Raw genomic sequence first — 25,773 nt, 5'->3', positions numbered from 1 at the left:
CGCGATGGACGACCTGAAATCGATCATTGGAAAAGTGGCGACCGGCGCCAGCCTGTCGCGTGACGAGGCCGCTTCCGCCTTCGACGCCGTGATGTCCGGCGAGGCCACGCCCTCGCAGATGGGCGGCTTGTTGATGGCGCTACGCGTGCGCGGCGAGACCGTGGATGAGATCACCGGCGCGGTCACGGCGATGCGCTCGAAGATGCTCACGGTCGACGCGCCTGCGGACGCCGTCGACATCGTCGGCACCGGCGGCGACGGCTCCGGCTCGGTCAACGTCTCGACCTGCGCGTCGTTCATCGTCTCGGGCACTGGCCTGCCGGTCGCCAAGCATGGCAACCGCGCGCTGTCCTCGCGCTCGGGCGCCGCCGACGTGCTGGCCTCGCTCGGCGTGAAGATCGACCTCAAGCCTGAGCAGGTCGGGCGCTGCGTGCGCGAATGCGGCATCGGCTTCATGTTCGCGCCGGCCCATCATCCCGCGATGAAAAACGTCGGTCCGACCCGGGTTGAGCTCGCCACCCGCACGATCTTCAATCTGCTCGGACCGCTGTCCAACCCGGCCGGCGTGAAGCGGCAGATGGTCGGCGTGTTCTCGCGGCAATGGGTGCAGCCGCTGGCGCAGGTGCTGAAGAATCTCGGCTCCGAATCCGCCTGGGTGGTGCACGGCTCCGACGGACTGGACGAGATCACCCTCACCGGCCCGACCTTCGTCTCCGCGCTCCACAATGGCGAGATCCGGAATTTCGAGGTGACGCCCGAAGACGCCGGTCTGCCGCGCTGCGAGCCCGGTGCACTCAGAGGCGGCGATGCCGACGCCAATGCGATCGCGCTGCAAAGCGTGCTCGACGGCAAGCCGAGCGCCTATCGCGATGTCGCGCTGATGAACGCCGCCGCCGCGCTCATCGTCGCCGGCCGCGCCAAGGACCTCAAGGAGGGCGTCGCGATCGGTGCGAAATCACTCGACAGCGGCGCGGCGAGCGCGCGGCTGAAGCATCTGATCGCGGTCTCGAACAGCTGAGCCTGTCATGTCTGATATCCTGACCAAGATCGAAGCCTACAAGCGCGAGGAGATTGCGGCGGCCAAGCGCGCGCAGCCGCTCGCGGCAGTGGAGGCAAAGGCCAAGGCGCAAGGCGCACCCCGCGGCTTCGTGCGCGCGATCAGGGCCAAGCACGCCGATGGCGAGTATGCGCTGATCGCCGAGGTGAAGAAGGCCTCACCGTCCAAGGGGCTGATCCGCGCCGATTTCGATCCGCCTGATCTCGCCAAGGCCTATGAGGCGGGCGGCGCGGCTTGCCTGTCGGTGCTGACCGACACCCCCTCGTTCCAGGGCCATCTCGACTTCATGGTGGCGGCGCGCGCGGCGACCTCGCTGCCGGTGCTGCGCAAGGACTTTCTGTTCGACACCTATCAGGTTGTCGAGGCGCGCGCCCACGGCGCCGACTGCATTCTCATCATCATGGCCGCGCTCGATGACGCCACGGCCAAGGACCTCGAAGACGCAGCAATTGCCTATGGCATGGACGTGCTGATCGAGATCCACGATCGCGCCGAGCTCGACCGGGCGCTGAAGCTTCGCTCGCCGATGATCGGCGTCAACAACCGCAACTTACGCACCTTCGAGACCACGCTTGCGACCAGCGAGACGCTGGCGCCGCTGATTCCCGACGAGCGGCTGATGGTCGGCGAGAGCGGCATCTTCACGCCTGCCGACCTGGCTCGGCTCGAGCGCGTGGGCATGTCGACCTTCCTGGTCGGCGAGAGCCTGATGCGGCAGGCCGACGTCACCGCGGCGACGCGCACGCTGCTCGCGCGCGAGACCAAGGCCCGCGCCGCGGGCACGCGCTGATATGGCGCGCAAGCCGTCCAGGACTAGGCCGAACACTAGGCCGAAGACCAAGCCGTCGAACAAGGCGAGCCCTGCGCTCACCCATATCAGCGCCTCCGGCGAGGCGCGGATGGTCGACGTCTCGGACAAGGCCGCAACGGAGCGGCTCGCCGTCGCCGAAGGTCGCGTCGTCATGGAAAAGGCGACGCTCGACCTGATCGTCTCCGGTAATGCCAAGAAGGGCGACGTGCTCGGCACCGCGCGCATCGCCGGCATCATGGCGGCGAAACGCACCTCGGAGCTGATCCCGCTTTGTCATCCGCTTGCGCTGTCGAAAGTCACGGTCGACATCGAGCCCGATGCGAAACTGCCGGGATGCGTGGTGCGCGCCAGCGTCAAGGTGACCGGCCCCACAGGCGTCGAGATGGAAGCGCTGACGGCTGTTACAGTCGCGTGCCTCACCATCTACGACATGATCAAGGCGGTGGAGCGCGGCGTCCGTATCGAGGGCATCCAGCTCATCGAGAAGCTCGGCGGCAAGTCGGGCCACTACCGCGTCTGACCACGCTGCTACTTCAGCGACGAGCTGATCGAGCCGAATTTTGCGCTGAGCTTGCTGCCCATGCCGTTGACGACGGTGATGATGGCGAGCGCGATGCCCGCGGCGATCAGGCCGTATTCGATCGCGGTCGCGCCGGATTCGTCGGCCCAGAAATTCTGCAAAGCCTCTTTCATGATCGTGTCTCTCTGCGTCGTTGCGCGCGGTTCATCAGTCCGGTTTGCAAATCGCGCGCCAGTGCGGCAGCGAGGACCGTCAACACGTTAGATGGTTAAGCGCGGGTTACGTCGCCGCGACCGGCAAGAACTGACCGGCATCTCGATCGTCGCCGGCAAATCCTGCACGCCGCTCGTCATGCGCATCGATTGCATTTGTGTGTTGCGGTTTATGTCGCGTTAACCGCGCTTCCTAACGCCGCTTCCACATCGATCTCGTAAACCGACGGATGTTACGGGGGTCGTGGATTGACCCTGACGTGTGTACGGCAACGACGACATGATGACGAGATACGGCAGTCGCCTCCTTGACCAGGCCTTTGTCCGCAGCGGGCCGATCCGCTGGCTGGTGGTGGGCGGCACACTCCTGATCGCTGCGATCGCCATCGGTGCGGTGCTGATGGCGCAGAATTTCCGTGAGCGCGCACTACGCAACTCCGGCCGCGAGCTGGAGAACACCGTGCTGCTGCTCGCTCATCATTTCGATCAGCAATTGCAGGATTTCGCGGTCATCCAGAAGGATTTCGTCGGCCATGTGCGCGCGACCGGAATCACGACCGCGGAGGACTATCGCAAGCGCCTCGCCGGCCAGGACGTGCACCAGATGCTGCGTTCGAAGATCGAGGCGCTGCCCTACATGGGCGGCGTCAACATCATCGACGCCGACGGCAATGTGATCAACTCCTCGACCTCATGGCCGGCCCCGAAGGTCAACGTTGCCGACCGCGCCTATTTCCGCTCTTTCCGATACGATCCGCAGGCACCCGACGTGCTGATCGAACCGGTGCACAGCCGCATCTCCGGCGCCTGGACCATCCTGATCGTGCGCAAGGTCATGGGGCCGCACGGCGAGTTCATGGGTGTTGTCGGACGCGGCATCGAGCCGGCCAATTTCGAGAAGTTCTTCGGGTCCGTCGTGCTCGGCGAAGGCGCGACGATCTCGATGCTGCATCGGGACGGCACCTTGCTTGCCCGCTTCCCGCATTCCAGCGAGATGATGGGACACAATTTCAGGAACGGCACGTTCGAGCGGCAAAAGATTTTCGTGCTCGATCATTTCGCCGGACGCTTCGTTAGCCCGGTCGACGGCGAGGACCGGCTGGTCTCGGCGCGCGCCCTGCCCCACTTCCCGATCCTGATGATGGCGACGACCACGCGCGCGGCGGCGCTTGCCGACTGGCGCGAGCAGATCGGCATCCTGATTTCGGTCGCCGGCGCCTCTGCGCTCGCGATCGCCGGCGTGCTGATCGCGATCGTGCGCAAGCTCCTGGAGCAGCATCGCATGTCCCGGGAGCGGCTGACGCTGGAGAAGCAGCGCCTCGACCGCGCCGTCAACAACATGACCCAGGGCCTGCTGCTGTTCGACGCCTCGCAAAAGCTCGTGATCTGCAACCAGCGCTACATCGAGATGTACGGGTTGTCCGCCGAGATCGTGAAACCCGGCTACAGCTTCCGCGACATCATCCTGCACCGCAAGGCCACGGGTTCGTTCCCGGGCGACGTCGACCAGTACGTCGCGCGCGTGCTGCGCGACATCCACGTGCGCAACTCCATGGTCGTCGACACCGGCGACGGCCGCTCGATCCAGATCGTCAACGAGCCGCTCGGCGACGGCGGATGGGTCGCCACCCATGAGGACATCACCGAACGCCGCCGCATCGAGGAACGCATCACCCATCTCGCGCATTACGACGCGCTGACCGACCTGCCGAACCGCGCCATGTTCCACGAACATCTGCGCGGAGAGCTCCTCGCCAACGTCGACGGCGAAGAGCTCGCGGTGCACTACATCGACATCGACGAATTCAAGGGCGTCAACGACGCGCTCGGCCATCTCATCGGCGACGAGCTGTTGAAGTCGGTGGCGGAGAGCCTTCGCGGCTGCGCCGGCGCCACCGACTTCGTGGCGCGGCTCGGCGGCGACGAGTTCGCGATTGTTCAGACCGCAGTGACCTCGCGGGACCAGGTCAACGAGCTCGTCGCGCGGGTCTTCGCGGCGATCCGCACGCCGTTCGACTGCATGGGCCATCATCTCACCACCGACGCCAGCATCGGCATCGCGCTGGCGCCGGGACACGGCACCGCGTTGGACCAGATCCTGAAGAACGCGGACATGGCGATGTATGCCGCCAAGGCCGCCGGGCGCCGCACCTATCGCTTCTTCGAGCCGGAGATGGACGCCAAGGTGCGCGAGCGGCGCCAGCTGGAGATTGATCTGCGCCACGCCATCGCTCATGGCGGCCTCGAGGTCTATTACCAGCCCTGCCTCAGTCTCAAGGACGACCGCATCACCGGCTGCGAAGCGCTGGTGCGCTGGCGCCACCCCGAGCGCGGCATGGTTTCGCCGGCCGAGTTCATCCCGATCGCCGAGGATACCGGGCTGATCAACGAGATCGGCGAATGGGTGCTGGCGACGGCCTGCCGCGACGCCGCTACCTGGCCCGACGACATCCGCCTCGCCGTCAACGTCTCGCCGGTGCAGTTCAAGAGCGGCACTCTGGCGCTGAAGATCATGGCGGCGCTAGCCACCTCCAATCTGCCGGCGAGCCGGCTCGAGCTCGAGATCACCGAGGCTGTGCTGATCCGCGACGACGAGACCGCGCTTGCGATCCTGCACCAGCTCCGCACCATCGGCGTCCGCATCGCGCTCGACGATTTCGGCACCGGCTACTCCTCGCTGAGCTATCTGCATCGCTTCCCGTTCGACAAGATCAAGATCGACCGCTGCTTCGTCAACGACATCGCAGGTCCCGACGGCTCTGCCAGCATCGTGCAGGCCGTGGTCAATCTCGCCAGCGCCCGCCGCATGGCGACCACGGCCGAAGGGGTCGAGACCGAGGAACAGCAGCGTCTGTTGCGCGCACTCGGCTGCACGGAGATGCAGGGCTACCTGTTCAGTGCCGCAAAGCCGGCCGACAAGGTCATGGAGCTGTTCGCGGTCCATCGCAGCCGTCTCGCTCAGCGCGACGGCAACGAAGCCCGCCGCCGCGAGGCAAGCTAGGGTCTGCTAGTGGCCCGAGCCCGAGGCAAAACACAGTCCTCGCGACAACTAGAGGCGCCACTCATGAATTCGCCCGGGAGTGGCCATCCACTCCCGGGCGATCTCTGAAAGTCGCAAGAACGTTGAGAAGTTAGTTCGGCACCGTGGTCTTCGGCGCCGGCTTCGCGGCTGCCGCGTTCACGGTGACACCGTGCAGGAAGTCGTAGGCCGCGTGCAGCGCCTTGTCGTCCTTCTCCTCTGGCGGGACATACGACTGCGATCCGGTCTGCTCAGTACCGTCGGCGGCCTGCAAATGGCCGCGCATCTGGGACTCCGCAATGGTGTCGACGCGGCCCTTCAGCTCGGCCGGCACGTCCTGGAGGATCTCGATATCGGGCGCGATGCCCTGGGCCTGGATCGAACGGCCCGACGGCGTGTAGTAGCGCGCGGTGGTCAGCGCCAGCGCGCCGTTGCCGGCGCCGAGCGGAATGATGGTCTGCACCGAGCCCTTGCCGAACGAACGGGTGCCGATGATCGTCGCACGCTTGTGATCGTGCAGCGCACCGCCAACGATTTCGGACGCCGAGGCCGAGCCGCCGTTGATCAGCACCACAAGCGGCTTGCCCTTGGTGAGATCGCCGCCATGCGCGGTGAAGCGCTGGGTTTCTTCCGGATTGCGGCCGCGGGTCGAGACCACCTCGCCGCGCTGCAGGAACGCGCTCGACACCGACACGGCCTGGTCGAGCAGGCCGCCCGGATTGTTGCGCAAGTCCATCACATAGCCGGCGAGCTTCTCCTGCGGGATGTCCTTGGAGATCGAGGCGATCGCCTTCTTCAGGCCGTCGGTGGTCTGCTCGTTGAACGAGGTGACGCGGATGTAGCCGATGTCGCCTTCGACGTGGAAGCGGACCGGGCGGACATGAATGATCTCGCGCGTGATCGCGACATCCATCGGCGCATCGGCGCCCTTGCGCATGATGGTGAGCTTGGTCTTGGTGTCGACCGGCCCCTTCATCTTGTTGACGGCCTGCTCGAGCGTCATGCCCTGCACGTTCTCGCCATCGATCTTGCTGACGAGGTCGCCGGACATGAGGCCGGCCTTGGCCGCCGGCGTGTCGTCGATGGGCGAGACGACCTTGACCAGGCCCTCCTCCATCGTGACCTCGATGCCGAGCCCTCCGAATTCGCCGGAGGTGGTCTCTTGCATCTCGGTCCAGGCCTTGTCGTTCATGTAGCGGGAATGCGGATCGAGCGAGGTCACCATGCCCGTAATCGCGCCTTCGATCAGCTTGGAATTGTCGGGCTTCTCGACATAGCTCCCCTTCACCCGCTCGAAGACTTCGCCGAATAGATTGAGCTGGGAATAGGCATCATCCGCGCCCGCTGCCGCCCGTGCCGCCCACAGTCCGCCCTGCGGACCGGATACGAGGAGGGTCAGGCACACTCCGGTGAGCGCGCCGAGGGGGAACAGCAGGGTTTTCCGCATGGAATGGTGGCCTTTTCGCTTGGGATGGGACGCCTCGCAAATGGCGATCCAGCCCGGTTCTCACAATACCATTCAGGTTTCTTCAAGGCCGGGCCGCCACGCCCGCGGGTATACCGCAAAAATCCCTTCGCCCCGGCCTAAACTTTTGGCAACGTTCCGAAACCATCACCCGCCAGGCGGGAATCGATCGGCCGAGCCACGCTTCGCAGCTATGCTATTTTAGGATGGTTTTGGAGGGCCGGACGAGATACCCGATGACATAAGGCTTCAAATTCTCGGGAGGATAATAATGAACGAAGCACTCCGGCCGGAACGGAACGTCGAACTCGGCGCCAGCAACGAGCCGTTCCAGAACCTGCACGAATTCATCCGGAAGGCGCGTTCCAACCTCAACCAGAACGCCTGGGACTACATCGTCGGCGCCGCCGAGACCGAGACCACGATGCGTCGCAACCGCATGGCCCTGGACGAGATCGCTTTCCGCCCGCGTGTGCTGCGCGACGTGCGCAAGGTCTCCGGCTCGGTTGAGCAGTTCGGCCGCAAGATGCGCCTGCCCGTGGTGCTCGCCCCCGTCGGCGCGCTGGAAATCTTCGACCCGCACGGAGCCGCCAGCGTCGCGCGCGCGGCCGGCGCCTTCGGGGCCTCGCATATGTTGAGTTCGGTCTCCGAGCCCGGTCTGGAGAAGACCGCAGAGGCCGCCCCCGATGCGCTGCGCATGTACCAGCTCTATGTCCGCGGCGATGACGCATTCGTCGCCGACGTCGTCAGCCGCGCCGAGAAGGCCAACTATGCCGCCTTCTGCCTGACCGTCGACACCGCCCATTACAGCCGTCGTGAGCGTGACATCGCCAAGCGCTACGTTCGCGAAAGCCGCCTGCGCGCCACTGGCGGCGACTACCAGAAGGGGCTGGAGTGGCGGACCGTGAAGATGGTCAAGGACAAGTTCAAGATGCCGCTGATCCTCAAGGGCATCGCCACCGCCGAGGACGCGCAGATCGCGGTCGATCATGGCGTCGAGTGGATCTACGTCTCCAACCACGGCGGCCGCCAGCTTGATCACGGCCGCGGCGCCATGCATGTGCTGCCCGAGATCGTCGACGCCGTGAAGGGGCGCGCCAAGATCATGGTGGATGGCGGCATCTGCCGCGGCACCGACATCGTCAAGACGATCGCTGCGGGCGCCGACCTCGTCGGCATCGGCCGGCTGCAATGCTGGGCCCTGGCGGCTAACGGCGAGGCCGGCGTGACGCGAATGCTCGAGCTGCTCGAGGACGAGGTGCTGCGCTGCCTCGGCCTCCTGGGCGCCACCTCGTTTGCCGAGGTCAACAAATCCTGCCTGCACCAGGCCACCGCAACCAATGCGCCGAGTGTGTTCAGCGCATTCCCGCTGTTCGACCATGAACCCTACCGATACTGAAGGATAGAATGACATCGCTCTCTCCCGGCAGCGCGGATGCGCTTCTGTTCGATCTCGGACGCGTGGTGCTCGACATCGATTTCTCCAAGGCGGTCGCCTGCTGGGCGGGACATGCAGGCCTCAAGCCCGAAGCCATCGTCACGCGCTATGAGCGTAACAGCGAGGCCTACCGGCTGCATGAGGTCGGCAAGATCAGCGACGAGGACTATTTCCAGTCGCTGCGCTCATCGCTCGGCATCGGCATTTCGGATGCGCAGTTCCTGGAGGGATGGAACGCGATCTTCGCAGGCCAGATGCCCGACATCGCGGAATTGCTGCCGCGCGCCGCGAAGCAGATGCCGCTCTATGCCTTCTCCAACACCAACCGCCCGCATGTCGACCATTTCTCGAAAGAGTATGCCGATCTGCTTGGCCACTTCCGCGAGCTGTATCTCTCCTCCAGCATCGGCCTGCGCAAACCTGACGCGGAAGCCTTCGACCACGTCGTCGCCGCGATCGGTGTGCCGGCCAGCCGGATCGTATTCTTCGATGACCTCGCCGAGAACGTCAAAGGCGCCCGCGCCCGCGGGCTGACGGCGGTGCATGTCACTTCGCCCCGCGACGTCGGCAATGCACTGAAGGCGCTGGGGATCTGACCGCCTCCCACCCCGCCAAATCGGCCAAATCCGGACCTATTTCGTTCGGAACTGAGGAACCAAAACACTTTGTGCATTTTTGTACAGAGTTCCGGGAACGATTGCCCGCTTCCGGACTCTAGAGTCCGTTGGGAATTCTACAGACGGATGTATCATCGTGTTGGGCAAAACCTACCTCACCAAGCAGGCCTCTCTGCTGGTCAAATTCGCTGCGACCACCTCAGATTCCGAGCTTTCAGCCAAGCTGATGAGCAAGGCCGCCGACCTGAAGGCCCAGGCCGATCCGATGCCCGACAGGGATCAGGGCCCTCAAGCGCCTGACGTCAGTCCGGCAAAGTAGCCGGCGACCTGACCGATACTGGCCGCAGTTCTCGTCATCCCCGTGCTAGCCATGGCGATCCTCGTGCCGCTCCATCTCGCCATCCGGATCATGCTGCGGCGGGCTTGACGCTCCCACTCGATCGCCGGCGCCGATGACGCAGGATAAATCATCCTGCGCGCCCCCCTGTTTTGCCTCTGCGCCAGCACTCGGCTAGAACTCTCGCCGCTGATTTGCCTAAACAGGCGTAGCTGGAGTTTTCACTCGTGGCCCTGATGCCGGTTTCTGACGCGCTCGCCGCGGTGCTTGCCGGCGCGGAGCCGCTGTCTGAAGAGATGGTCGCCCTCGATGAGGCCTTTCATCGCGTGCTCGCGCGCGACGTCGCGGCGCGGCGAACGCAGCCGCCGCAGGCGATGTCGGCGATGGATGGTTATGCCGTCCGTGCGGCCGATGCGGCCAGGATTGACACACAGCTCACCGTGATCGGCGAAGTCGCGGCGGGCCGGCCGTTTGCGGGAACTGTCGGCGCCGGCGAAGCCGTGCGGATCTTCACCGGTGGCGTCGTTCCCGACGGCGCCGATGCGGTCGTGATTCAGGAGGACATCGTCGCCGATGGCAAGCGCATCGCGATCAAGGAGGCCGCCGTCACCGGACGGCACATCCGCCCGGCCGGCATCGACTTCTCCGAGGGTGACGTGCTCCTGCGCAAGGGCGCCCGGCTGACCGAGCGCGACCTCGCGCTCGCCGCCGGCATGAACCACCCGCAGCTTGGCGTCCGCCGCCGTCCGAAGGTCGCGATTCTCGCCACCGGCGACGAGCTGGTGATGCCGGGCACCACGCCCGGCCACGGCCAGATCGTCTATTCCAACGGCTACGCCCTGCATGCGCTCGCCCGCAGCGAGGGTGCTGACACCATCGACCTCGGGGTTGCCGCCGACACGCTTGCCGCCACCACCGCCGGCATCCGCCGCGCGCGCGAATCCGGCGCCGACATCCTGATCACGACCGGCGGTGCCTCGGTCGGCGACCACGATCTGGTGCAGCGGGCGCTCCGCGACGAAGGCACCTCGATGGCGTTCTGGAAGATCGCGATGCGGCCGGGCAAGCCGATGATGAACGGGCAGCTCGGCGCGATGCGCGTGATCGGCCTGCCCGGCAATCCCGTGTCATCCTACGTTTGCGGTTTCCTGTTCATGGTGCCGCTGATTCGCGCGTTGTCGGGCCGTTCCGTGGTTCATCACCGCCCCGAGCGCGCCGTGCTCGGCCGCGACGTCGGCGCCAATGACCAGCGCGAGGATTATCTGCGCGCGCGCCTCGATGTGCGTGATGACGGCACGCTGATCGCGCTTCCCGTCAATCACCAGGACTCCTCGCTGCTTGCGAATCTCGCTGCGGCACAGGCACTTCTCGTGCGCGCACCGTTCGCGCCGAAGGCCGAAGCCGGCGCTCCTTGCGAGGTGCTGCGACTGCCCGTTTGAGCGCAGCGTTCGCAACCGTTCTGCGAACTTTGTCGCGTTCACGGTAAATTAAGCAGTTGCGGAACATGTATCGAACATATAGTGTCCGTTCATGATTTGTTTCGAACATGGAGCAGCTTATTGCTGAATTCAGCGTCTCGGAATCGAACGACATCAACCGGGGGATTTTGGTCGAGATGTTAACGCGCAAACAATACGAGCTCCTGCGGTTCATCAGCGAGCGCCTGAAGGAAAGCGGCGTGCCGCCCTCCTTCGACGAGATGAAGGACGCGCTCGATCTGCGCTCGAAATCAGGCATCCATCGCCTGATCACTGCGCTTGAGGAGCGCGGCTTCATCCGCCGCCTGCCCAACCGCGCCCGCGCCATCGAGGTGATCAAGCTGCCTGAGCTGCAGGCCGCCGCCGGCAGCCGCCGCGGCTTCACGCCGAGTGTCATCGAGGGCAATCTCGGCAAGGTGCGCACGACCTCCAGCCCGGCCGCCGACGACGGCGAGCGTCCCGTCGCGGTCCCCGTCATGGGCCGGATCGCGGCCGGTACGCCGATCGAGGCGTTGCAGACCCGCAGCCACACCATCAGCGTCCCGCCCGACATGCTCGGCTCGGGCGAGCACTACGCGCTCGAAGTGCGCGGCGACTCCATGGTGGAGGCCGGCATTCTCGATGGCGACATGGCGCTGATCCAGCGCAACGAGAGCGCCGACACCGGGGACATCGTGGTCGCCCTGATCGACGACGAGGAAGCGACACTCAAGCGTTTCCGCCGCCGCGGCGCCTCGATCGCGCTCGAGCCGGCCAACGCGGCCTATGAAGTCCGCATCCTGCCGCCCAACCGGGTCAAGATCCAGGGCAAGCTGATCGGGCTCTACCGCAAGTACTGAGCGCTCGCGCGCCATCAACGATTGGAGCGGACGATTGTCCGCTCCGGCTGGATAGTCTTTCTGGTTTTGCACAGATTATCCGGCCCCCTCTCCAGCGCTACATCCTCGGCACGCCGCAACGAAGCGCGCACCGCTTCGCAGGCCTTTGAGAGACCGAGGAGATCACCATGCGCAAGATCGTTTTGAGCACCGTCACGATGACGCTGATCGCAGCATCAGCGTCGCAGGCCTTCGCCGCACAGCCGCAGCACCATGCCCGCAAGGCGCCGCAGGCAATGAGCGAGCAATTCCGTAATGCCCGCAACGCCGTCGCGCAGCCGACGCAACCGGCCTGGCAATATTCGGGCTGGTCGGCACCTGCTGGCCGCTGACGACGAAGGTCTCAAAATGCATGGAAGCGAGCTTTGTTCCTCGTGCATTTGAAAAAGATAATGTGATCGCGCTCTTCGGATGCGGGCCGTAGATTTGCCTACAAACAAGCATACGATCGCAAGCTTCCACTCTGATAGAGGCCTGCGCCTCAGAAGAGGCGCGGGTGCTCTATCCCGATTGAGGAGCACCCGATGTGTGACTACAGCCTGCATGCCGTCGCGACGCGTCCCGCAGAAGTCGGCGAGACGATCGTCACGACCACGTTCCGTGGCACCTCGACGCGCGGCTTCGCCTCCGAAGCCGACATGTCCGTCGCGGTCTGCCTGCTTCCGGGAACGGAGCTCGCCTTCGCCGACAACGTCCGCTACGACAATCGCTGGATCTGGACGCGCACCGTCAATTCGCGTGTCGGCAAGTTCGGCAAGGTCGATCCGCACATTCCCGATCGCCACCACGACGCGATCGAATTCCCCGACGGCAAGTACGTGCTGGTGACGCAGCTCGTCGAAGGCCAGCGCGCGACCGTGCTGCAACTGCCCGTGACCCAGCCGCTCGGCGAGCACAAGCCGCAGGTCATCGCCGACAGCCGCTCGACGCCCCCGCGCCTGCCGATCAGCTGAAGCGCAGGCCTCACTCCTGGGCCTGAAGATCGGCCTCCGACGGTGTTGCGTCCCGGACGCGCGGAGCTGCCGACCGCGGCATGAGGGTCTGTTCGAAATCTCCCTCGCCGGCCGCCGCCGGCGACCAGGGGCGGTTTGCGCCCCTCGCCTTCACCGCGTCAATCGCAAAACCGTCGCCACGCTGCGTCAGCGCCAGCGCGCCCTGGCGCGCCAGACGCGGCCGATCGACCACCATCGTAGCGCAATCCGGCGGCGCGGGCTTTGCCGTCACCACCAGTGCCGCGCGGCTGCAATCGTCGGCCAGCGCGTCGATACGCAGCGCCAGGGCAATCATCCGGCCGTCAGCGAGTGGCGCGACGCAGCCGGTGTCGTCGCACGATACGCCGTCACTGAGCGAAGCGCCGACGGCATCGCGCGGGTCGGCGTCCGCGGCCAACCACTCCTTCAGCAGGAAATTGTCTTTGTTGGTCCGCATCAGATGCAGCTGCCCGTCCCTGCCTCGCACCGCGACGCTCTGGCCATCGCCGGCGATGAGGATGTCGGGTTGCCGAACCGACAGACCCCAGATCGTTGCGGCCACGAGCACGAACGCGCCCGACCAGCGCAGCAGGCCACATCAGGATCAGGCCGACGCTGGCCGCGATCAGTGGGGCAATACCGAAGGCCGGGAGGCGGCCGACTGCGCCAGGCAGTGCCGCGACCCAGCGTGTGACCGCGATCATCCAGTCGATGCCAATCCCCATCAGCCACCAGAACACGCCGTCGAGCCCGAATGGGGCCGCGAGCAATCCCAGCAGCCCGGCCGGCATCACGAGCGCCGAGACCACCGGCATCGCGCCGAGATTGGCGAGCACGCCGTAAGGCGTCACGCGGTGGAAATGGAAGGCGGCATAGGGCGTGGTCCCAAGCCCTGCGATCATCGAGGCCATGAACAGCATCGCGATCTCGCGGCCGCCCCACAGCGCGATGCGCGCGGTCGTCGAATGATCGGGCGATGCAAACAAGTTCGGCATGCCGATCTGCACCAGCGCGACGAGCCCGAGCGTTGCTGCAAAGGACATCTGGAAGCTCGGATGCACCAGCGCCTCCGGCGCGACCGCGAGCACGATGAGCGCTGCCACCGCGAGCGTGCGGAACGTGATGGCGCGGCGATCGACCATGACAGCGATCAGCACCACGGCGGTCATGAAGAACGACCGTTGGGTCGCAACCTCCGCACCCGAGAGCAGCAGATAGAACGCGGACGCGACCAGCGCCGCGGCGGCCGACCATTTCTTGATAGGAAAGCCGGCCGCCAGCCCGGGGATCAGCGCCAGCAGCGCACGGACCGCGAAGAAGACGACGCCGGCGACGACGGCCATATGGTAGCCGGAGATCGACAGCACATGGCCGAGGCCGGAGATGAACATCGCGTCGTTGACGGGCGTGGTGATCGCATCGCGGCGGCCGGTCAGAAGCGCCGTCGCGATCGCGCGATTGTCGCCGTCGAGCGTGGCGCGGATGCGCGCGTCGATCGCATCGCGCAGCCCCTGCATGACCGCCGCATAACGCAGCCGCAGGCCGCCGGCATTGGGCGGTGCCACGGCCGTGATCGTTCCCATCACGAAACCGGAGGCGCCGATGCCCTGGAAGAACATGTCGCGCGAGAAATCGTAGCTTCCCGGCCGCAACGGCGCGAGCGGCGGCATCAGCCGCTAATAGATGATATATCTAATTGATATAACAGCATAATTTTTGAATATGCCGGAATATTCCACAAACCAACCCACAAATACATGCGGTTTCCCAATCCTCCTGAGGCCGCCACAATGTGCCCTGGGCCATCTGGCACATTCCGACGATGTGTTGCTCCCAGCCCCACCAGGAGGCAGTCATGGATGGCCTTTTCATCGCCGGCTCGCTGCTTAGGCACCTCATCAAGACGTTTGATCAGAGCGCAAGCGTCCCAGAACGCGTGCGGCGGCTTGAAGGAGGAAGTGCTCGGACGGGGGAAGACTTTCTACGCCGGATCAAGGGCGCAGAAACCGGCATTCGCATCGCCCGGGCTGAAGGAAACCAAGAGAAGCTCCGTGAAGAAACCGACGATCTGAATCACAGCTTGGATGGAGCCATGCAGGCTTTCGCGGAAGCTGCCGGCATACTATCGAGGGCCGACCGTTGCTCAGCGCTCTATTATTACGCAGTGTGCGCAGCCAAAGCGGGCCGTTATGCCGCCGCCGCCCGTGAACTATCGGAGATAAAACCTAAACTCATTGAGATCAGGGAGGAGGCAATCAAGAAGGGCGCGCCTGGAAAGCCAGGTATCGGAAGCTTTATTTTTGCGGCCTTGGTTGGCGGTGTGATGCTCCTTCTCACCAACGTGTTCTTTGCTGCTATCGTTGCGGCGATCATCTGGCTCCTGACGGCTTGGGTAGTCACGAGCGTGGATCAGCGAATCGCGAATGAGCTTGTAGACGTCTGCGAGCTAGGAAGATTGGTCGCACCTGATGACGCTGCAGCAGCATGGGCCGTGCCGCCATGGGCTTTGAGAAATGTGAGCACTCAGGAACAGAGAGTTGGAGTCGCATCTGGGTGAGGGAACGCGGGACCAAAAGCCCCGCGCTCGTTGCGGGTGAGAAGACCCCTCAATGGGCCTTCGCAGCACGGACCGCGTGCACCACGAGGTGCCGCGCCCCCGGCGGAGGATCGACATTCATCCAGCACTTGGGATTACGTTCGTCCTGCTCATGGACGTGCAACCACGAGCGCGGGCGGTAATACCACATCAGGCTCCTCCCCTCGTGAACGGCTGTGCCGTGCCACATGCCCGATCCGGCATGCCTCTCGATGCTCGTGATGTTCATGCTGTCTCCGTCGCGTCGCCGCGTCGTGCGCTGGTGAGCGCTCATATCGCGCCTCCCGCGGACCGGTCGGCGGCCAAATCGCCTACACGCGGGGACACCTTCGCGAGACCGCAAATCAAACCGACCGGATTGCCGTTATGGATCCAGTCGAGATTCTGACCATGCGATCCGAAAAATTCTAGCGCTTGCTGGTACGCAGCCGTGTCCTCGCCTTCATTTTTGAAGGCGGGCCCTGCGACATGTCTGCGGAAATAGGCCAAAGCGCGGTCCGCCCCCGCCTCATCTATTTCCCACCCTTCGCAGATATAGCTGGTCCGCAGCGCATCGACGATTTGCTCAACCCGGGCCAAGATGCCCTGGCTGTCGGCCACAGGCTCGTGGGAAGCCGAGTTCATGGCGATGGCTGGCGCGGCCGCCACTGCTGCGGACGAGACGAAAACGTTCATAAGGAGCCTCCTGCTAAACGTTGGTGATCCAGTCCCGCTCAATGAATCCGCGGACCCGGCGTCCGGTTCGGTGCACTCGCCGGCGGGCTGGGATGCGTCGGGATGGCTGGTTGGAATCAGGGTTGCAGGACAGGCTGGCAACGCGCCGAGGGCGCCCGCTGGTCTTTTGCTGTTCATGGTGCTGCTCTGTAGCTTGGGCTTGTCACGGCCCTCGCAGCGGGTCGGCCGCTGCAGCCGGGGGGTGACAACTCGCCAGAGCGACGAGCCGAGCGCTTTTAAGGGTTGCCCCTCTGGACAGCACGCCCGACCCCGGCCAAAATGGCAGGGTTCGGAGCCGCACCGCCAAGTGCGTCCGTCGACTTTCGTCCCAACTTGGGACGAAAATCATTCAGCCGTCACCCCCGACGCCAATCGGGAGCATCCTGACCATGGATGTGCGGCTATAGCTCTGGTCCGGGTTGTCACGCCCACGGACATCCTAAACCGAATCGCTAATTAATTCATCCCCTGCGGGGCTCTCTTTTGGGGGGCCCGCTGCTCGTTAATACGCCGGTAATGTTCCAGCCTCACTTTTAAGGGAGCGCGCGGCATTGTTCGCTCTGGCGCTTTAAGTCCTATCTGGTACGGTTGGAGCATGCCCATGAGCCCGAAAATCATCAGTTCCGACAACTGGGAAAGCCAGGTCGTGAAAGGCGTGTCGAGGGATCTCGATTCGGCAAAGCTTCTGTTTGGTCTTGCGTCAGACAACGACCTTTCCGTTCAGAACGACTTTTTTTCGGAACTCAATCTGAGTGAGTTCGAGATCGTTTCGATCGGGAGGCGCCCTATAATCCCACGATGACAGATGCTCACCCCGGTGCGCATCTGTCGGAACCCGAGGTAGCTAAACTTTTAAAGCTACTCGAAGGTGTCAACGCGGTTCTTGTCGGTGGCCAAGCGTTGGCAATATGGTCGCGATTGTTTTTGAAGGTCCGGCCCGTAATTGCTGGATTCTACTCGATCTCAAGCGAAGATCTCGACGTGTTCGGCAACGTAAATGCTGCCAAGGCTTTCGCTGAAGGGATTGACGAGTCTGTCGTCCACATTCCGAAGTCATTCGATAACAACACACCGAATGCCGCGGTCGTCACGGGCAAGATCGGTGATCGCTTAATCCGTATAGATTTCATGCGGTCCATACTCGGCGTGGAGGACCGCTCAATCCGTGAAAAGTATGTGACATTGCGCCGCCAACTTCCTGACGGGAAGACAATCAACATTATTGTTCTGCATCCGCTAGATTGTTTGAAAAGTCGAATCTCCAACATCAACGACCTAGGGCGGCGTGATCCACATTCGATCAGCTCCGCGCGCGCGGCGATGTACGTTCTCGAGGCGTTCATCGACGAGTTACTGGCGAAAGGTCAAATCAAAGAAGCTCAGGACATACTGCTTGAGCTAGGTTTTGTCGCTCGAGATCGATGTTTCGGTAAGCCGGTACATGCTGAGTTCGGCATTGATCCGCGCGTCATAATGACCCGCTACATTTATCACCCGCATTTCGATAAACGATGGCTCGAAAACCAATTGAGAAAATCATTGGGTCGGCTTGAACGGAGCGCCGTAGTGGCGGCCAAGCGCATAGAGAGCAAAAAGCAACCCACCTCTACCGACTTACCAAGCCGATTGTCGGATTGACCAATCCGTTGCGGCCGACCTAACCCGACACGCAATCCCCAGCGGCTGGCCCATTGCCCGACTCGCTCCTATCCTCTCGGCATGACCAAGGCAGAAAATCGCGCAGCCGCGAAGGCCTGGCACGAAGAATGGAGACGTCAGCGTGATGCAGAAGCGCGGGCTAAGGCGGTCGAGGCCGAACTTGGCGAGCTGGATCGGCTCCGACGCTATCTCATCCGTGAGAGAACGCTGGGCTAACCCATTCAGAATCTCGATCGCCCGGTCGGTCAGCGGCACCCTCAAGTCCGCATCAGCTTTCATACGAGATGCCGGTATCGTCCAGACCTTCTTTTCGCGGTCGACTTCGGACCATGTCGCGGCGAAGGTGTTGTCGGACCTCACGACGGTTAAGACCGTCCATTCCAACGCCGCCGCGGCTGTCGTCGTTTCCTGCCTCAGCTTCAACATCAAGGCCGGAACGTCTTCATAGGGCATCGCTGGCAGATGCTTAACCTTGACCACCTTCGCAGGATCTGGGAGCGCGTTTTTTATATGCCCCTTCCATCGCGCTGGGTTTTCACCATCTCGGTAGCCGTGGGTTTTCGCCCAATTGAGGATCAGCTCGATACGGAGACGAACGTCGACGGCAGTTTTCGTCTTCATTTCCCAGATCGGCTTGAGCGCCTTCAGTACCAGCGCGGTGTCGATCATAACCACCGGCACATTGCCCATGACCGGCTCGACGTACCTTTTCAGGGATCCCCGCCAAAGCTTGACGTGCTTCTCGCCCTTCCACCCCGCCTTGTGGCTTTCGATGTATTCGGCCGCGCATTGAGCGAACGTAACCCCACGGGCCTCTTCAAGCCGCCTGGCGGCCCGCAAGCCCTTCCTGGCTTCGATGGGATCAATTCCGGCTTTGAGGTCTTCCCGGGCTCTATAGGCCCTTTCCCGAGCCTCCTTGGTTGTGATGAGGCCGTCCCGCTTGTGTGTACTGAGCGCCCCTAGTCCCATTTCCCGAGATATCGGCTTTCCGCGCCGACTGACATGTCCTCGCATGAAGCGGAACAACCAACTCTTGGTCACGCCTCCGCCCATCGCGGCAGCTACCTGCAAATACAGCCCTCCTCCGTCGGAGTAGCGACCGGGTCTGTCGACGGTTTCTATGAATTTCGGACTCAGTAAGTTGAGACGCCGCGCCATATATAACCCACAGCAAAACCCACAAATTACTGCCGGATGTTGCCGGAAGTTGGCGGACGGGTCCAGACGTCAATCTCGCAAAAGGACTGGAAAACAAAAGACATCCTGGACGCCGGCGGACGTCAGCGGACACTGCTTAAGCGGAGGCATCAGCCGCGCCTTCAGCTGCACGAAGCTGCCGATGTCGGGCGCCGTCCCCTTGCGCACGGAGAGGCGGACGCGCTCCAGCTTCAAATCGCTACGCTGCGCCTCCATCGCGGTGACGCGCAGCACGAAACGGTCGGTGCGCTCGCGGATGTCGCGGGTCTCGACGAAGCCCGACAGCGACACCGAATAAAGCGGCTTGACGAGCACCGTGTGCGCGATGCGCGCCGTCTTCCACGTTGCCGTGGCAAAGCCGGCCGCGACCGCCGCGATCATGATCGCCGGCGCAAACCACCGGCTCCAACGCAACAACACCGCACCAAGCGTCAGCGCCACCGCCGTCGTGGCAGCGACCCACAGCACCGGTTCATGATCGGCGGCAAAGTAGAGTGCGATGCCGCAGCTGAAGGCGATGGGCACCCAGGGAAATAGTCGCCCGGCACCCGCTTCGGCCTTGGCCCATTCGCGAAGCCGCCCGACGATCGCGGGCCAAACGCCAAAGCCCGCCGGCGCAAAGCCGCCGGCCGACGCGGTCCGGCCTGTGGGCCAAGTCCCTGCAATCGGCGTCCCGGCGATACCTTGCGAGACACGCTCCGGCCGGCCCGGCTCCGCCATTCTCTGCACTCTGCGATACGCGACAGGCGCAGAGGCTACCGGAACGTGCAGGCCGCAGAAAAGCGGTACGGATCAGGAACGAGTGGCCGCGGCCCTACTTTTCCTCTTCCATCGTCACGGCGACATCCGCCTTGGCCGACAGCCGGACCTTGTTGCCCTCGACACCGGCGACGAGGCCCTTGTCGATGAAGTGATGGTGCCCCTTGTGGCTGCCCTCGCCGCTGTCCTTCTTGGTCAGCTTGATCCGATGGCCCTCGACCTTGTCGACGGTGCCGATGTGGACGCCATCGGCGCCGATGACTTCCATATGCTCTGCGATGTCTTGCATGGGGGAATCCTCAATTGGGGACCCACACAACGCGTAGGGAGCGCATTCGTTGCTTCGCCGGAATGACGATGCCGTGTGCCCCGTCAGATCAACGGCGCGCGCGACGAGGCATGGTGGTTGACGATCTTCCAGTCGTCATCCTCGCGCAGGATGACCCAGCTCATCTTGACCGAGAACTCCGGCCGCTCACCGGCAAGGTCGAACGACACGATCGCGGCCATGTTGATCAGGTCCGGGCTTGCTTGCGCCGCGTTCACCTCGGAAAACACCGCACTCGGCTTGCGCCATCGCGGCAGACCGTTGACGTAATCGGCGATGCCGTCCCTGCCCCGATAGAGTTTTGGATTGGAGCCAAGGAAGAACGCGTTTTTCGCATAGAGCGACGACAGCGCGGCAGCATCCAGCGTCGCGAAGCCGGCGCACCATTTCGCGATGATGGCAGAAACGATGGGGTCGGCCTCGTTGCTCATTGTCGTCCCTCAGCCTTTGGCGACTTCCTTCGCGAACGTATCGCGCAGGCCGATGGTGCGTGAAAACACCGGCTTGCCCGGCGTCGAGTCCTTGTCGCGCACGAAATAGCCCTGGCGCTCGAACTGCATCGGCTCGGTCGAATTGGTCTCGGCGACCGACGCTTCGATCCGCGCATCGGCCAAAATCTCCAGCGACTGCGGATTGAGATCGGCCGCGAAATTCGACGCATCCGGGCTCGGGTTGGCGAACAGCTGGTTGTAGATGCGGATCTCCGCAGGCACCGAATTCGCCGCCGGTAGCCAGTGCATGGTCGCCTTGACCTTGCGGCCATCGGGCGCGTTGCCGCCCTTGGTCGCGGGATCGTAGGTGCAGCGCAGCTCCACCACCTCGCCGGCGTCGTTCCTGATCACGCCGGTGCACTTGACGAAATAGGCATAGCGCAGCCGCACCTCGTTGCCGGGCGACAGTCGGAAGAACTTTTTGGGCGGGTTCTCCATGAAGTCGTCCTGCTCGATATAGAGCTCGCGGCCGAACGTGATCTTGCGCGTGCCGGCTGACGGATCGTCCGGATGGTTGATCGCCTCGAGCTCCTCGGTCTTCCCTTCCGGATAGTTCTCGATCACGACCTTGAGCGGCCGCAGCACGCCCATGCGCCGCTGCGACGTGCGGTTCAGCTCCTCGCGGATGCAGAACTCGAGCATGCCGACATCGACCACGCTGTTGGCCTTGGCCACACCGATGCGCTTGACGAATTCGCGCAAGGCCGCCGGCGGCACGCCGCGGCGGCGCATGCCCGCCATGGTCGGCATGCGCGGATCGTCCCAGCCGGCGACATGGCCGTCGCGGACGAGCTGGGTCAGCACGCGCTTGGACAGCAGCGTGTAGGTCAAATTGAGCCGCGCCATTTCGTACTGGTGCGGCTTGGACGGCACCGGCAGCTTTTCGATGAACCAGTCGTAGAGCGGCCGGTGGTCCTCGAACTCCAGCGTGCAGATCGAGTGCGTGATGCCTTCAATGGCGTCCGACTGGCCATGGGCATAATCGTAGCTCGGATAGATGCTCCACTTGGTCCCGGTGCGCGGATGATGCGCATGCAGAATCCGATACAGCACGGGATCGCGCAGATTGATGTTGCCCGAAGACATGTCGATCTTGGCCCGCAGCACGCGCGTGCCGTTCGGGAATTCGCCGGCCTTCATGCGGCGGAACAGGTCGAGATTCTCCTCCACGCTGCGGTCGCGGAACGGCGAGTTCTTGCCGGGCTCGGTCAGCGTGCCGCGCGCGAGCCGAATCTCTTCCTGGGACTGGTCGTCGACATAGGCCAGGCCATCGCGGATCAACTTCTCCGCCCATTCGTACAGGCGGTCGAAATAGTCCGAGGCGTAGAACAGGTTCTTGCCCCAATCGTAGCCGAGCCAATGCACGTCGGCCTGGATGGAATCGATATATTCCTGCTCTTCCTTGACCGGATTGGTGTCGTCGAAGCGCAAATGGCAGCGTCCCGGAAACTCCTGGGCAATGCCGAAATTGAGGGCGATCGACTTGGCGTGGCCGATATGGAGATAGCCGTTCGGCTCCGGCGGGAACCGGGTCACGATCTCCTTGTACTTGGCCTGATCGAGGTCGGCCTGGATGATGTCACGAATGAAATCGCGCCCAACCTCAGTCGCCACCGGTTCTGTCATTACGAAAATCCTGTAGGGAAATCAGCGGCCCTTCTGCCAAATTTGCTTGGCTGAGCCAAGGGCTTAAGCAAGGCCTTAGCGGTCCGCTGCCGGGCTTTAGTTATGCTCCGGTCCTGTTATATACCACCGCCTCCAATGCATAGGCCCTGCCAAGAATGACCGATTCCGTCGTCACCCGCTTCGCTCCCTCCCCGACCGGCTTCCTCCATATCGGGGGCGCCCGCACGGCGCTGTTCAACTGGCTCTATGCGAAGAAGCACGGCGGCAAGATGCTGCTCCGGATCGAGGACACCGACCGCGAGCGCTCCACCGAGGCTGCGATCGGTGCGATTCTGGACGGGCTGAAATGGCTGGAGCTCGGCTGGGATGGCGACGTCATCTACCAGTTCAGCCGCGCCGCCCGTCACCGCGAGGTCGCCGAGCAGCTGCTTGCCGACGGCAAGGCCTACCGCTGCTACGCCACCGCCGAGGAGCTCACCGCGATGCGCGAGAAGGCGCGGGCGGATGGCCGCACCCGCCTCTATGACGGCCTCTGGCGCGACCGCGATCCCGCGACCGCCCCGTCCGACGTCAAGCCAACCATCCGCCTGCGCGCGCCGCAGACCGGCGAGACCGTGATCGAGGACCAGGTCCAGGGCCGCGTGGTCTGGCAGAACGAGAACCTCGACGACCTCGTCCTGCTGCGCGGCGATGGCAACCCGACCTACATGCTCGCGGTGGTCGTAGACGACCACGACATGGGCGTCACCCACGTCATCCGCGGCGACGACCATCTGATCAACGCCGCCCGCCAGAAGCAAATCTACGACGCGATGGGCTGGACGCTGCCGAGCATGTCCCACATCCCCCTGATCCACGGTCCGGACGGCTCAAAGCTGTCCAAGCGGCACGGCGCGCTCGGCGTCGACGCCTACCGCGCCATGGGCTACCTCCCGGCCGCGCTGCGCAACTACCTCGTCCGGCTCGGCTGGAGCCATGGCGACCAGGAGATCTTCTCGACCGAGGAGATGATCGCAGCCTTCGACCTCGCCAATGTCGGCCGCGCCGCCGCCCGCTTCGACTTCGCCAAGCTGGAGAACCTCAACGGTCATTACATCCGCCACGCCGACGATCAATCACTCGTGAAGATGTTCGAGGACGTGCTCGACCACATTGTGCCCGCCCGCGACGAGATCAAAGCCAAGTTAAACGACACCACGCGCGCCCAGCTGCTCAAGGCCATGCCGGCCCTGAAGGAGCGCGCCAAGACGTTGATCGAGCTGATCGACAGCGCCTATTTCATCTTCGCCGACCGCCCGCTGCAGCTTGATCCGAAGGCAGCAGCCCTGCTGACGCCTGAGAACCGCAAGCTGATCGGCCAGCTGCATTCCGCGCTGGAGAATGTCGAGAGCTGGAGCGGCGCTACCACGGAAGCCGCGCTGCGCGCATTTGCCGAGGAAAATAGTCTCAAGCTCGGCGCGGTCGCCCAACCCTTACGGGTCGCGCTGACCGGCCGCACCACGTCGCCTGGTATATTTGAGGTTTTGGACGTGCTGGGACGCCAGGAAAGTCTGGGCCGGCTCAAGGACCAGGCTCCGACGTAAGTCGAGCATGCGCGGCGCCATCTTGCAGCGCACACAGCAATAATATACCCATCTTGGCCGTACCTTCTGGAATATCCGGCCTGCCCCACCATGTCATCGGGGCCTTCCGGGTCCGGCCCGTTTCACCTTACATCGGGGACCTCTGATGGACGCAAAATCAAGCAACAAGACCGCCACGCTGACGGTCGGAAACAAGAACTACGATCTTCCGATTCACAGCGGCAGCGTCGGACCTGATGTCATCGATATCGGCAAGCTGTACGGCCAGTCCGGCCTGTTCACTTACGATCCCGGCTTCACCTCGACCGCGAGCTGCCAGTCCAAGATCACCTATATCGACGGTGACGCGGGCGTGCTGGAATACCGCGGCTACCCGATCGAACAGCTCGCCGAGAACGGCGACTTCCTCGAGACCTGCTATCTCCTGCTGTTCGGGGAGCTGCCAACCGCCGCGCAGAAGAAGGATTTCGACGACCGCGTCATCCATCACACGATGGTGCACGAGCAGATGGCCCGCTTCTTCCAGGGCTTCCGCCGCGACGCGCATCCGATGGCAGTGATGGTGGCCTCCGTCGGCGCGCTCGCCGCGTTCTATCACGACTCTACCGACATCAACGATCCGAAGCAGCGCATGATCGCTTCCATGCGCATGATCGCCAAGATCCCGACGCTCGCCGCGATGGCCTACAAGTACACGGTCGGCCAGCCCTTCGTGTATCCGAAGAACTCGCTGTCGTTCGCCGAGAACTTCCTCCACATGTGCTTCGCCGTGCCGTGCGAGGAGTACAAGATCAACCCGGTGCTCGCTGACGCGCTGGACAAGATCTTCATCCTGCACGCCGATCACGAGCAGAACGCCTCGACCTCGACGGTGCGTATCGCCGGCTCCTCGGGCGCCAACCCGTTCGCCTGCATCGCCGCCGGCATCGCCTGCCTCTGGGGCCCGGCGCATGGCGGCGCCAACGAAGCCGCGCTCGCGATGCTCGCCGAGATCGGCACCGTGGACAAGATCCCCGAGTTCATCGCCAAGGTGAAGGACAAGAACTCGGAAGTCCGCCTGATGGGCTTCGGTCACCGCGTCTACAAGAACTACGATCCGCGCGCCAAGATCATGCAGAAGATGTGTCACGCCGTGCTCAAGGAGACCGGCCATGGCGACGATCCGATGCTTAAGGTGGCGCTCGAGCTCGAGAAGATCGCGCTCAGCGACCAGTACTTCATCGACCGCAAGCTGTACCCGAACGTCGACTTCTATTCCGGCATCACGCTGAAGGCGATGGGCTTCCCGGTCTCGATGTTCACCGTGCTGTTCGCGGTCGCCCGCACCGTCGGCTGGATCAGCCAGTGGAGCGAGATGATCGAGGACCCGCAGCAGAAGATCGGCCGTCCGCGCCAGCTCTACACCGGCGTCACCAAGCGCGACTACGTGGCGATCAAGGATCGCAAGTAAGTCATAGCCATTACGGCTTTCGAAACGGCGCCATCTCACGATGGCGCCGTTTTTGTTTGTGCGATGACCTTGTAGGGTGCACGCTTCGCTTTGCCCACCCGGATACGGAGAACCTAATGCTGAACGGAAGCTGTCTCTGCGGCGGCGTTGCCTACGAGGTCGATGCGTCTCCGAGCATGATCGTCCACTGCCATTGCCAGACTTGCCGCAAAACCCACGGCTCAGCCTTCTCCACCGTCACCAACGTGCCGCGCGACCGCTTTCGCTGGACCAAAGGCGAGGATTTGCTACGCGGCTTCGAATCCTCGCCCGGCAAGACGCGCTATTTCTGCTCGCAATGCGGATCGCACATCGTCGCCTCGCGCGAAGGCAAGAGCACTATGTTGCTGCGAATGGGATGCCTCGACACAGCCATCGCGGAACGTCCCGAGGTCCACATCTGGCGATCCGATGCCGCCAATTGGTACGACCCGAAGGCCAAATTGCCGGAGTGGCCGGAGGGCACCGCACCAAAAGCCTGATCGGATCGTCCTCTCAACTTGCTGCCACGCACAACAACAAGTCGGC

25 protein-coding genes and 2 pseudogenes are annotated in these 25,773 nt (G+C 63.6%); 17 read left to right on the top strand and 10 right to left on the bottom strand.

What is annotated here, in order from left to right; genetic code table 11:
- The first annotated feature begins 4 nt into the window (after nucleotides 1-4).
- From trpD to moaC, 3 genes are read left to right on the top strand one after another with little or no spacing between them, the layout of a single operon-like run.
- Entirely contained in the window at nucleotides 5-1,018 is a 1,014-nt protein-coding gene (gene trpD / locus FXB40_RS28985; protein ID WP_148775531.1) for an anthranilate phosphoribosyltransferase, read from the top strand.
- A 7-nt stretch (nucleotides 1,019-1,025) separates the two neighbouring features.
- Nucleotides 1,026-1,847: an indole-3-glycerol phosphate synthase TrpC gene (gene trpC, locus FXB40_RS28980; RefSeq protein ID WP_148775530.1), complete on the top strand. Its 822-nt coding sequence runs from the start codon at nucleotides 1,026-1,028 to the stop codon at nucleotides 1,845-1,847.
- A 1-nt stretch (nucleotide 1,848) separates the two neighbouring features.
- Nucleotides 1,849-2,388 (top strand): cyclic pyranopterin monophosphate synthase MoaC, encoded by a 540-nt coding sequence (moaC, locus tag FXB40_RS28975; protein ID WP_148775529.1) that lies wholly within the window; start codon nucleotides 1,849-1,851, stop codon nucleotides 2,386-2,388.
- A gap of 8 nt (nucleotides 2,389-2,396) precedes the next feature.
- Here the strand turns inward: moaC and FXB40_RS28970 are convergent, their stop codons facing one another.
- Nucleotides 2,397-2,561 carry a Flp family type IVb pilin gene (locus FXB40_RS28970; RefSeq protein WP_148775528.1) on the bottom strand — a complete coding sequence of 55 codons (165 nt, stop codon included), beginning with the start codon at nucleotides 2,559-2,561 and terminating at the stop codon, nucleotides 2,397-2,399.
- Nucleotides 2,562-2,880: 319 nt separating this feature from the next.
- On the opposite strand from FXB40_RS28970, the gene FXB40_RS28965 reads away from it, so the two are divergent.
- A complete protein-coding gene (locus tag FXB40_RS28965) occupies nucleotides 2,881-5,601 on the top strand; it encodes a bifunctional diguanylate cyclase/phosphodiesterase (RefSeq protein ID WP_148775527.1) in 2,721 nt (906 codons plus the stop codon).
- A 130-nt stretch (nucleotides 5,602-5,731) separates the two neighbouring features.
- Here FXB40_RS28965 and FXB40_RS28960 read toward each other — a convergent pair whose 3' ends face one another.
- Nucleotides 5,732-7,066: a S41 family peptidase gene (locus FXB40_RS28960; protein ID WP_148775526.1), complete on the bottom strand. Its 1,335-nt coding sequence runs from the start codon at nucleotides 7,064-7,066 to the stop codon at nucleotides 5,732-5,734.
- Between the two features lie 289 nt (nucleotides 7,067-7,355).
- On the opposite strand from FXB40_RS28960, the gene FXB40_RS28955 reads away from it, so the two are divergent.
- The 7 genes from FXB40_RS28955 (at nucleotide 7,356) to FXB40_RS48200 (ending at nucleotide 12,785) form a co-directional block, all read left to right on the top strand.
- Nucleotides 7,356-8,483 carry an alpha-hydroxy acid oxidase gene (locus tag FXB40_RS28955; RefSeq protein WP_148775525.1) on the top strand — a complete coding sequence of 376 codons (1,128 nt, stop codon included), beginning with the start codon at nucleotides 7,356-7,358 and terminating at the stop codon, nucleotides 8,481-8,483.
- Nucleotides 8,484-8,491: 8 nt separating this feature from the next.
- A complete protein-coding gene (locus tag FXB40_RS28950; RefSeq protein ID WP_148775524.1) occupies nucleotides 8,492-9,118 on the top strand; it encodes an HAD family hydrolase in 627 nt (208 codons plus the stop codon).
- Nucleotides 9,119-9,275: 157 nt separating this feature from the next.
- A complete protein-coding gene (locus tag FXB40_RS28945) occupies nucleotides 9,276-9,458 on the top strand; it encodes a hypothetical protein (RefSeq protein ID WP_148775523.1) in 183 nt (60 codons plus the stop codon).
- Between the two features lie 245 nt (nucleotides 9,459-9,703).
- Entirely contained in the window at nucleotides 9,704-10,915 is a 1,212-nt protein-coding gene (locus FXB40_RS28940) for a molybdopterin molybdotransferase MoeA (protein WP_148775522.1), read from the top strand.
- A 176-nt stretch (nucleotides 10,916-11,091) separates the two neighbouring features.
- Nucleotides 11,092-11,793, top strand: coding sequence for a transcriptional repressor LexA (lexA, locus tag FXB40_RS28935; RefSeq protein WP_148775551.1), 702 nt, complete (start codon nucleotides 11,092-11,094; stop codon nucleotides 11,791-11,793).
- A gap of 167 nt (nucleotides 11,794-11,960) precedes the next feature.
- A complete protein-coding gene (locus FXB40_RS28930; protein WP_148775521.1) occupies nucleotides 11,961-12,164 on the top strand; it encodes a hypothetical protein in 204 nt (67 codons plus the stop codon).
- A 192-nt stretch (nucleotides 12,165-12,356) separates the two neighbouring features.
- Nucleotides 12,357-12,785 (top strand): hypothetical protein, encoded by a 429-nt coding sequence (locus tag FXB40_RS48200; protein WP_187437215.1) that lies wholly within the window; start codon nucleotides 12,357-12,359, stop codon nucleotides 12,783-12,785.
- Between the two features lie 10 nt (nucleotides 12,786-12,795).
- Here FXB40_RS48200 and FXB40_RS28920 read toward each other — a convergent pair.
- A pseudogene (locus FXB40_RS28920) lies at nucleotides 12,796-14,479 on the bottom strand (ComEC/Rec2 family competence protein); the annotation flags it as partial.
- A 179-nt stretch (nucleotides 14,480-14,658) separates the two neighbouring features.
- Between FXB40_RS28920 and FXB40_RS28915 the strand changes: the two are divergent.
- Nucleotides 14,659-15,360, top strand: coding sequence for a hypothetical protein (locus tag FXB40_RS28915; protein ID WP_148775520.1), 702 nt, complete (start codon nucleotides 14,659-14,661; stop codon nucleotides 15,358-15,360).
- 49 nt (nucleotides 15,361-15,409) lie between these two features.
- On the opposite strand, the gene FXB40_RS28910 is transcribed toward FXB40_RS28915, so the two are convergent.
- Nucleotides 15,410-15,673: a hypothetical protein gene (locus FXB40_RS28910; protein WP_148775519.1), complete on the bottom strand. Its 264-nt coding sequence runs from the start codon at nucleotides 15,671-15,673 to the stop codon at nucleotides 15,410-15,412.
- Nucleotides 15,670-16,074: a hypothetical protein gene (locus FXB40_RS28905; protein WP_148775518.1), complete on the bottom strand. Its 405-nt coding sequence runs from the start codon at nucleotides 16,072-16,074 to the stop codon at nucleotides 15,670-15,672. Before FXB40_RS28905 ends, FXB40_RS28910 begins: the two co-directional genes overlap by 4 nt.
- 640 nt (nucleotides 16,075-16,714) lie before the next feature.
- Here FXB40_RS28905 and FXB40_RS28900 point away from each other — a divergent pair.
- Entirely contained in the window at nucleotides 16,715-16,915 is a 201-nt protein-coding gene (locus FXB40_RS28900) for a hypothetical protein (protein ID WP_148775517.1), read from the top strand.
- The gene (locus FXB40_RS28895; RefSeq protein WP_148775516.1) at nucleotides 16,912-17,751 is read left to right on the top strand and encodes a hypothetical protein; all 840 of its coding nucleotides are present in this window, start codon (nucleotides 16,912-16,914) and stop codon (nucleotides 17,749-17,751) included. Before FXB40_RS28900 ends, FXB40_RS28895 begins: the two co-directional genes overlap by 4 nt.
- Here FXB40_RS28895 and FXB40_RS28890 read toward each other — a convergent pair.
- The 5 genes and pseudogenes from FXB40_RS28890 to FXB40_RS28870 form a co-directional block, all read right to left on the bottom strand.
- Nucleotides 17,728-18,930, bottom strand: coding sequence for a tyrosine-type recombinase/integrase (locus FXB40_RS28890; protein ID WP_148775515.1), 1,203 nt, complete (start codon nucleotides 18,928-18,930; stop codon nucleotides 17,728-17,730). The two genes, FXB40_RS28895 and FXB40_RS28890, sit on opposite strands and share 24 nt — an antisense overlap.
- Nucleotides 18,931-19,068: 138 nt before the next feature.
- Nucleotides 19,069-19,689, bottom strand: a pseudogene (locus tag FXB40_RS28885) (DUF4131 domain-containing protein); the annotation flags it as partial.
- 94 nt (nucleotides 19,690-19,783) lie between these two features.
- The gene (locus FXB40_RS28880; protein WP_148775514.1) at nucleotides 19,784-20,017 is read right to left on the bottom strand and encodes a DUF2171 domain-containing protein; all 234 of its coding nucleotides are present in this window, start codon (nucleotides 20,015-20,017) and stop codon (nucleotides 19,784-19,786) included.
- 83 nt (nucleotides 20,018-20,100) lie between these two features.
- Entirely contained in the window at nucleotides 20,101-20,487 is a 387-nt protein-coding gene (locus FXB40_RS28875) for a YybH family protein (protein WP_148775513.1), read from the bottom strand.
- A gap of 9 nt (nucleotides 20,488-20,496) precedes the next feature.
- Nucleotides 20,497-22,173, bottom strand: coding sequence for a glutamine--tRNA ligase/YqeY domain fusion protein (locus tag FXB40_RS28870; protein ID WP_148775512.1), 1,677 nt, complete (start codon nucleotides 22,171-22,173; stop codon nucleotides 20,497-20,499).
- Between the two features lie 155 nt (nucleotides 22,174-22,328).
- Between FXB40_RS28870 and gltX the strand changes: the two genes are divergently transcribed.
- The 3 genes from gltX (at nucleotide 22,329) to FXB40_RS28855 (ending at nucleotide 25,727) form a co-directional block, all read left to right on the top strand.
- The gene (gltX, locus tag FXB40_RS28865) at nucleotides 22,329-23,756 is read left to right on the top strand and encodes a glutamate--tRNA ligase (protein ID WP_148775511.1); all 1,428 of its coding nucleotides are present in this window, start codon (nucleotides 22,329-22,331) and stop codon (nucleotides 23,754-23,756) included.
- 145 nt (nucleotides 23,757-23,901) lie between these two features.
- Nucleotides 23,902-25,206 (top strand): citrate synthase, encoded by a 1,305-nt coding sequence (gene gltA, locus FXB40_RS28860; protein WP_148775510.1) that lies wholly within the window; start codon nucleotides 23,902-23,904, stop codon nucleotides 25,204-25,206.
- A 116-nt stretch (nucleotides 25,207-25,322) separates the two neighbouring features.
- On the top strand, nucleotides 25,323-25,727 hold the full coding sequence (locus FXB40_RS28855) for a GFA family protein (protein ID WP_148775509.1): 405 nt from the start codon (nucleotides 25,323-25,325) through the stop codon (nucleotides 25,725-25,727).
- The last annotated feature ends 46 nt before the right edge of the window (nucleotides 25,728-25,773 follow it).

Origin of the sequence: Bradyrhizobium rifense (genome assembly GCF_008123425.1) — a bacterium.
GTDB lineage: Bacteria > Pseudomonadota > Alphaproteobacteria > Rhizobiales > Xanthobacteraceae > Bradyrhizobium > Bradyrhizobium rifense.
Note: the sequence above shows the minus strand (reverse complement) of the source record. Positions and strands in the feature narration are given on the sequence as shown.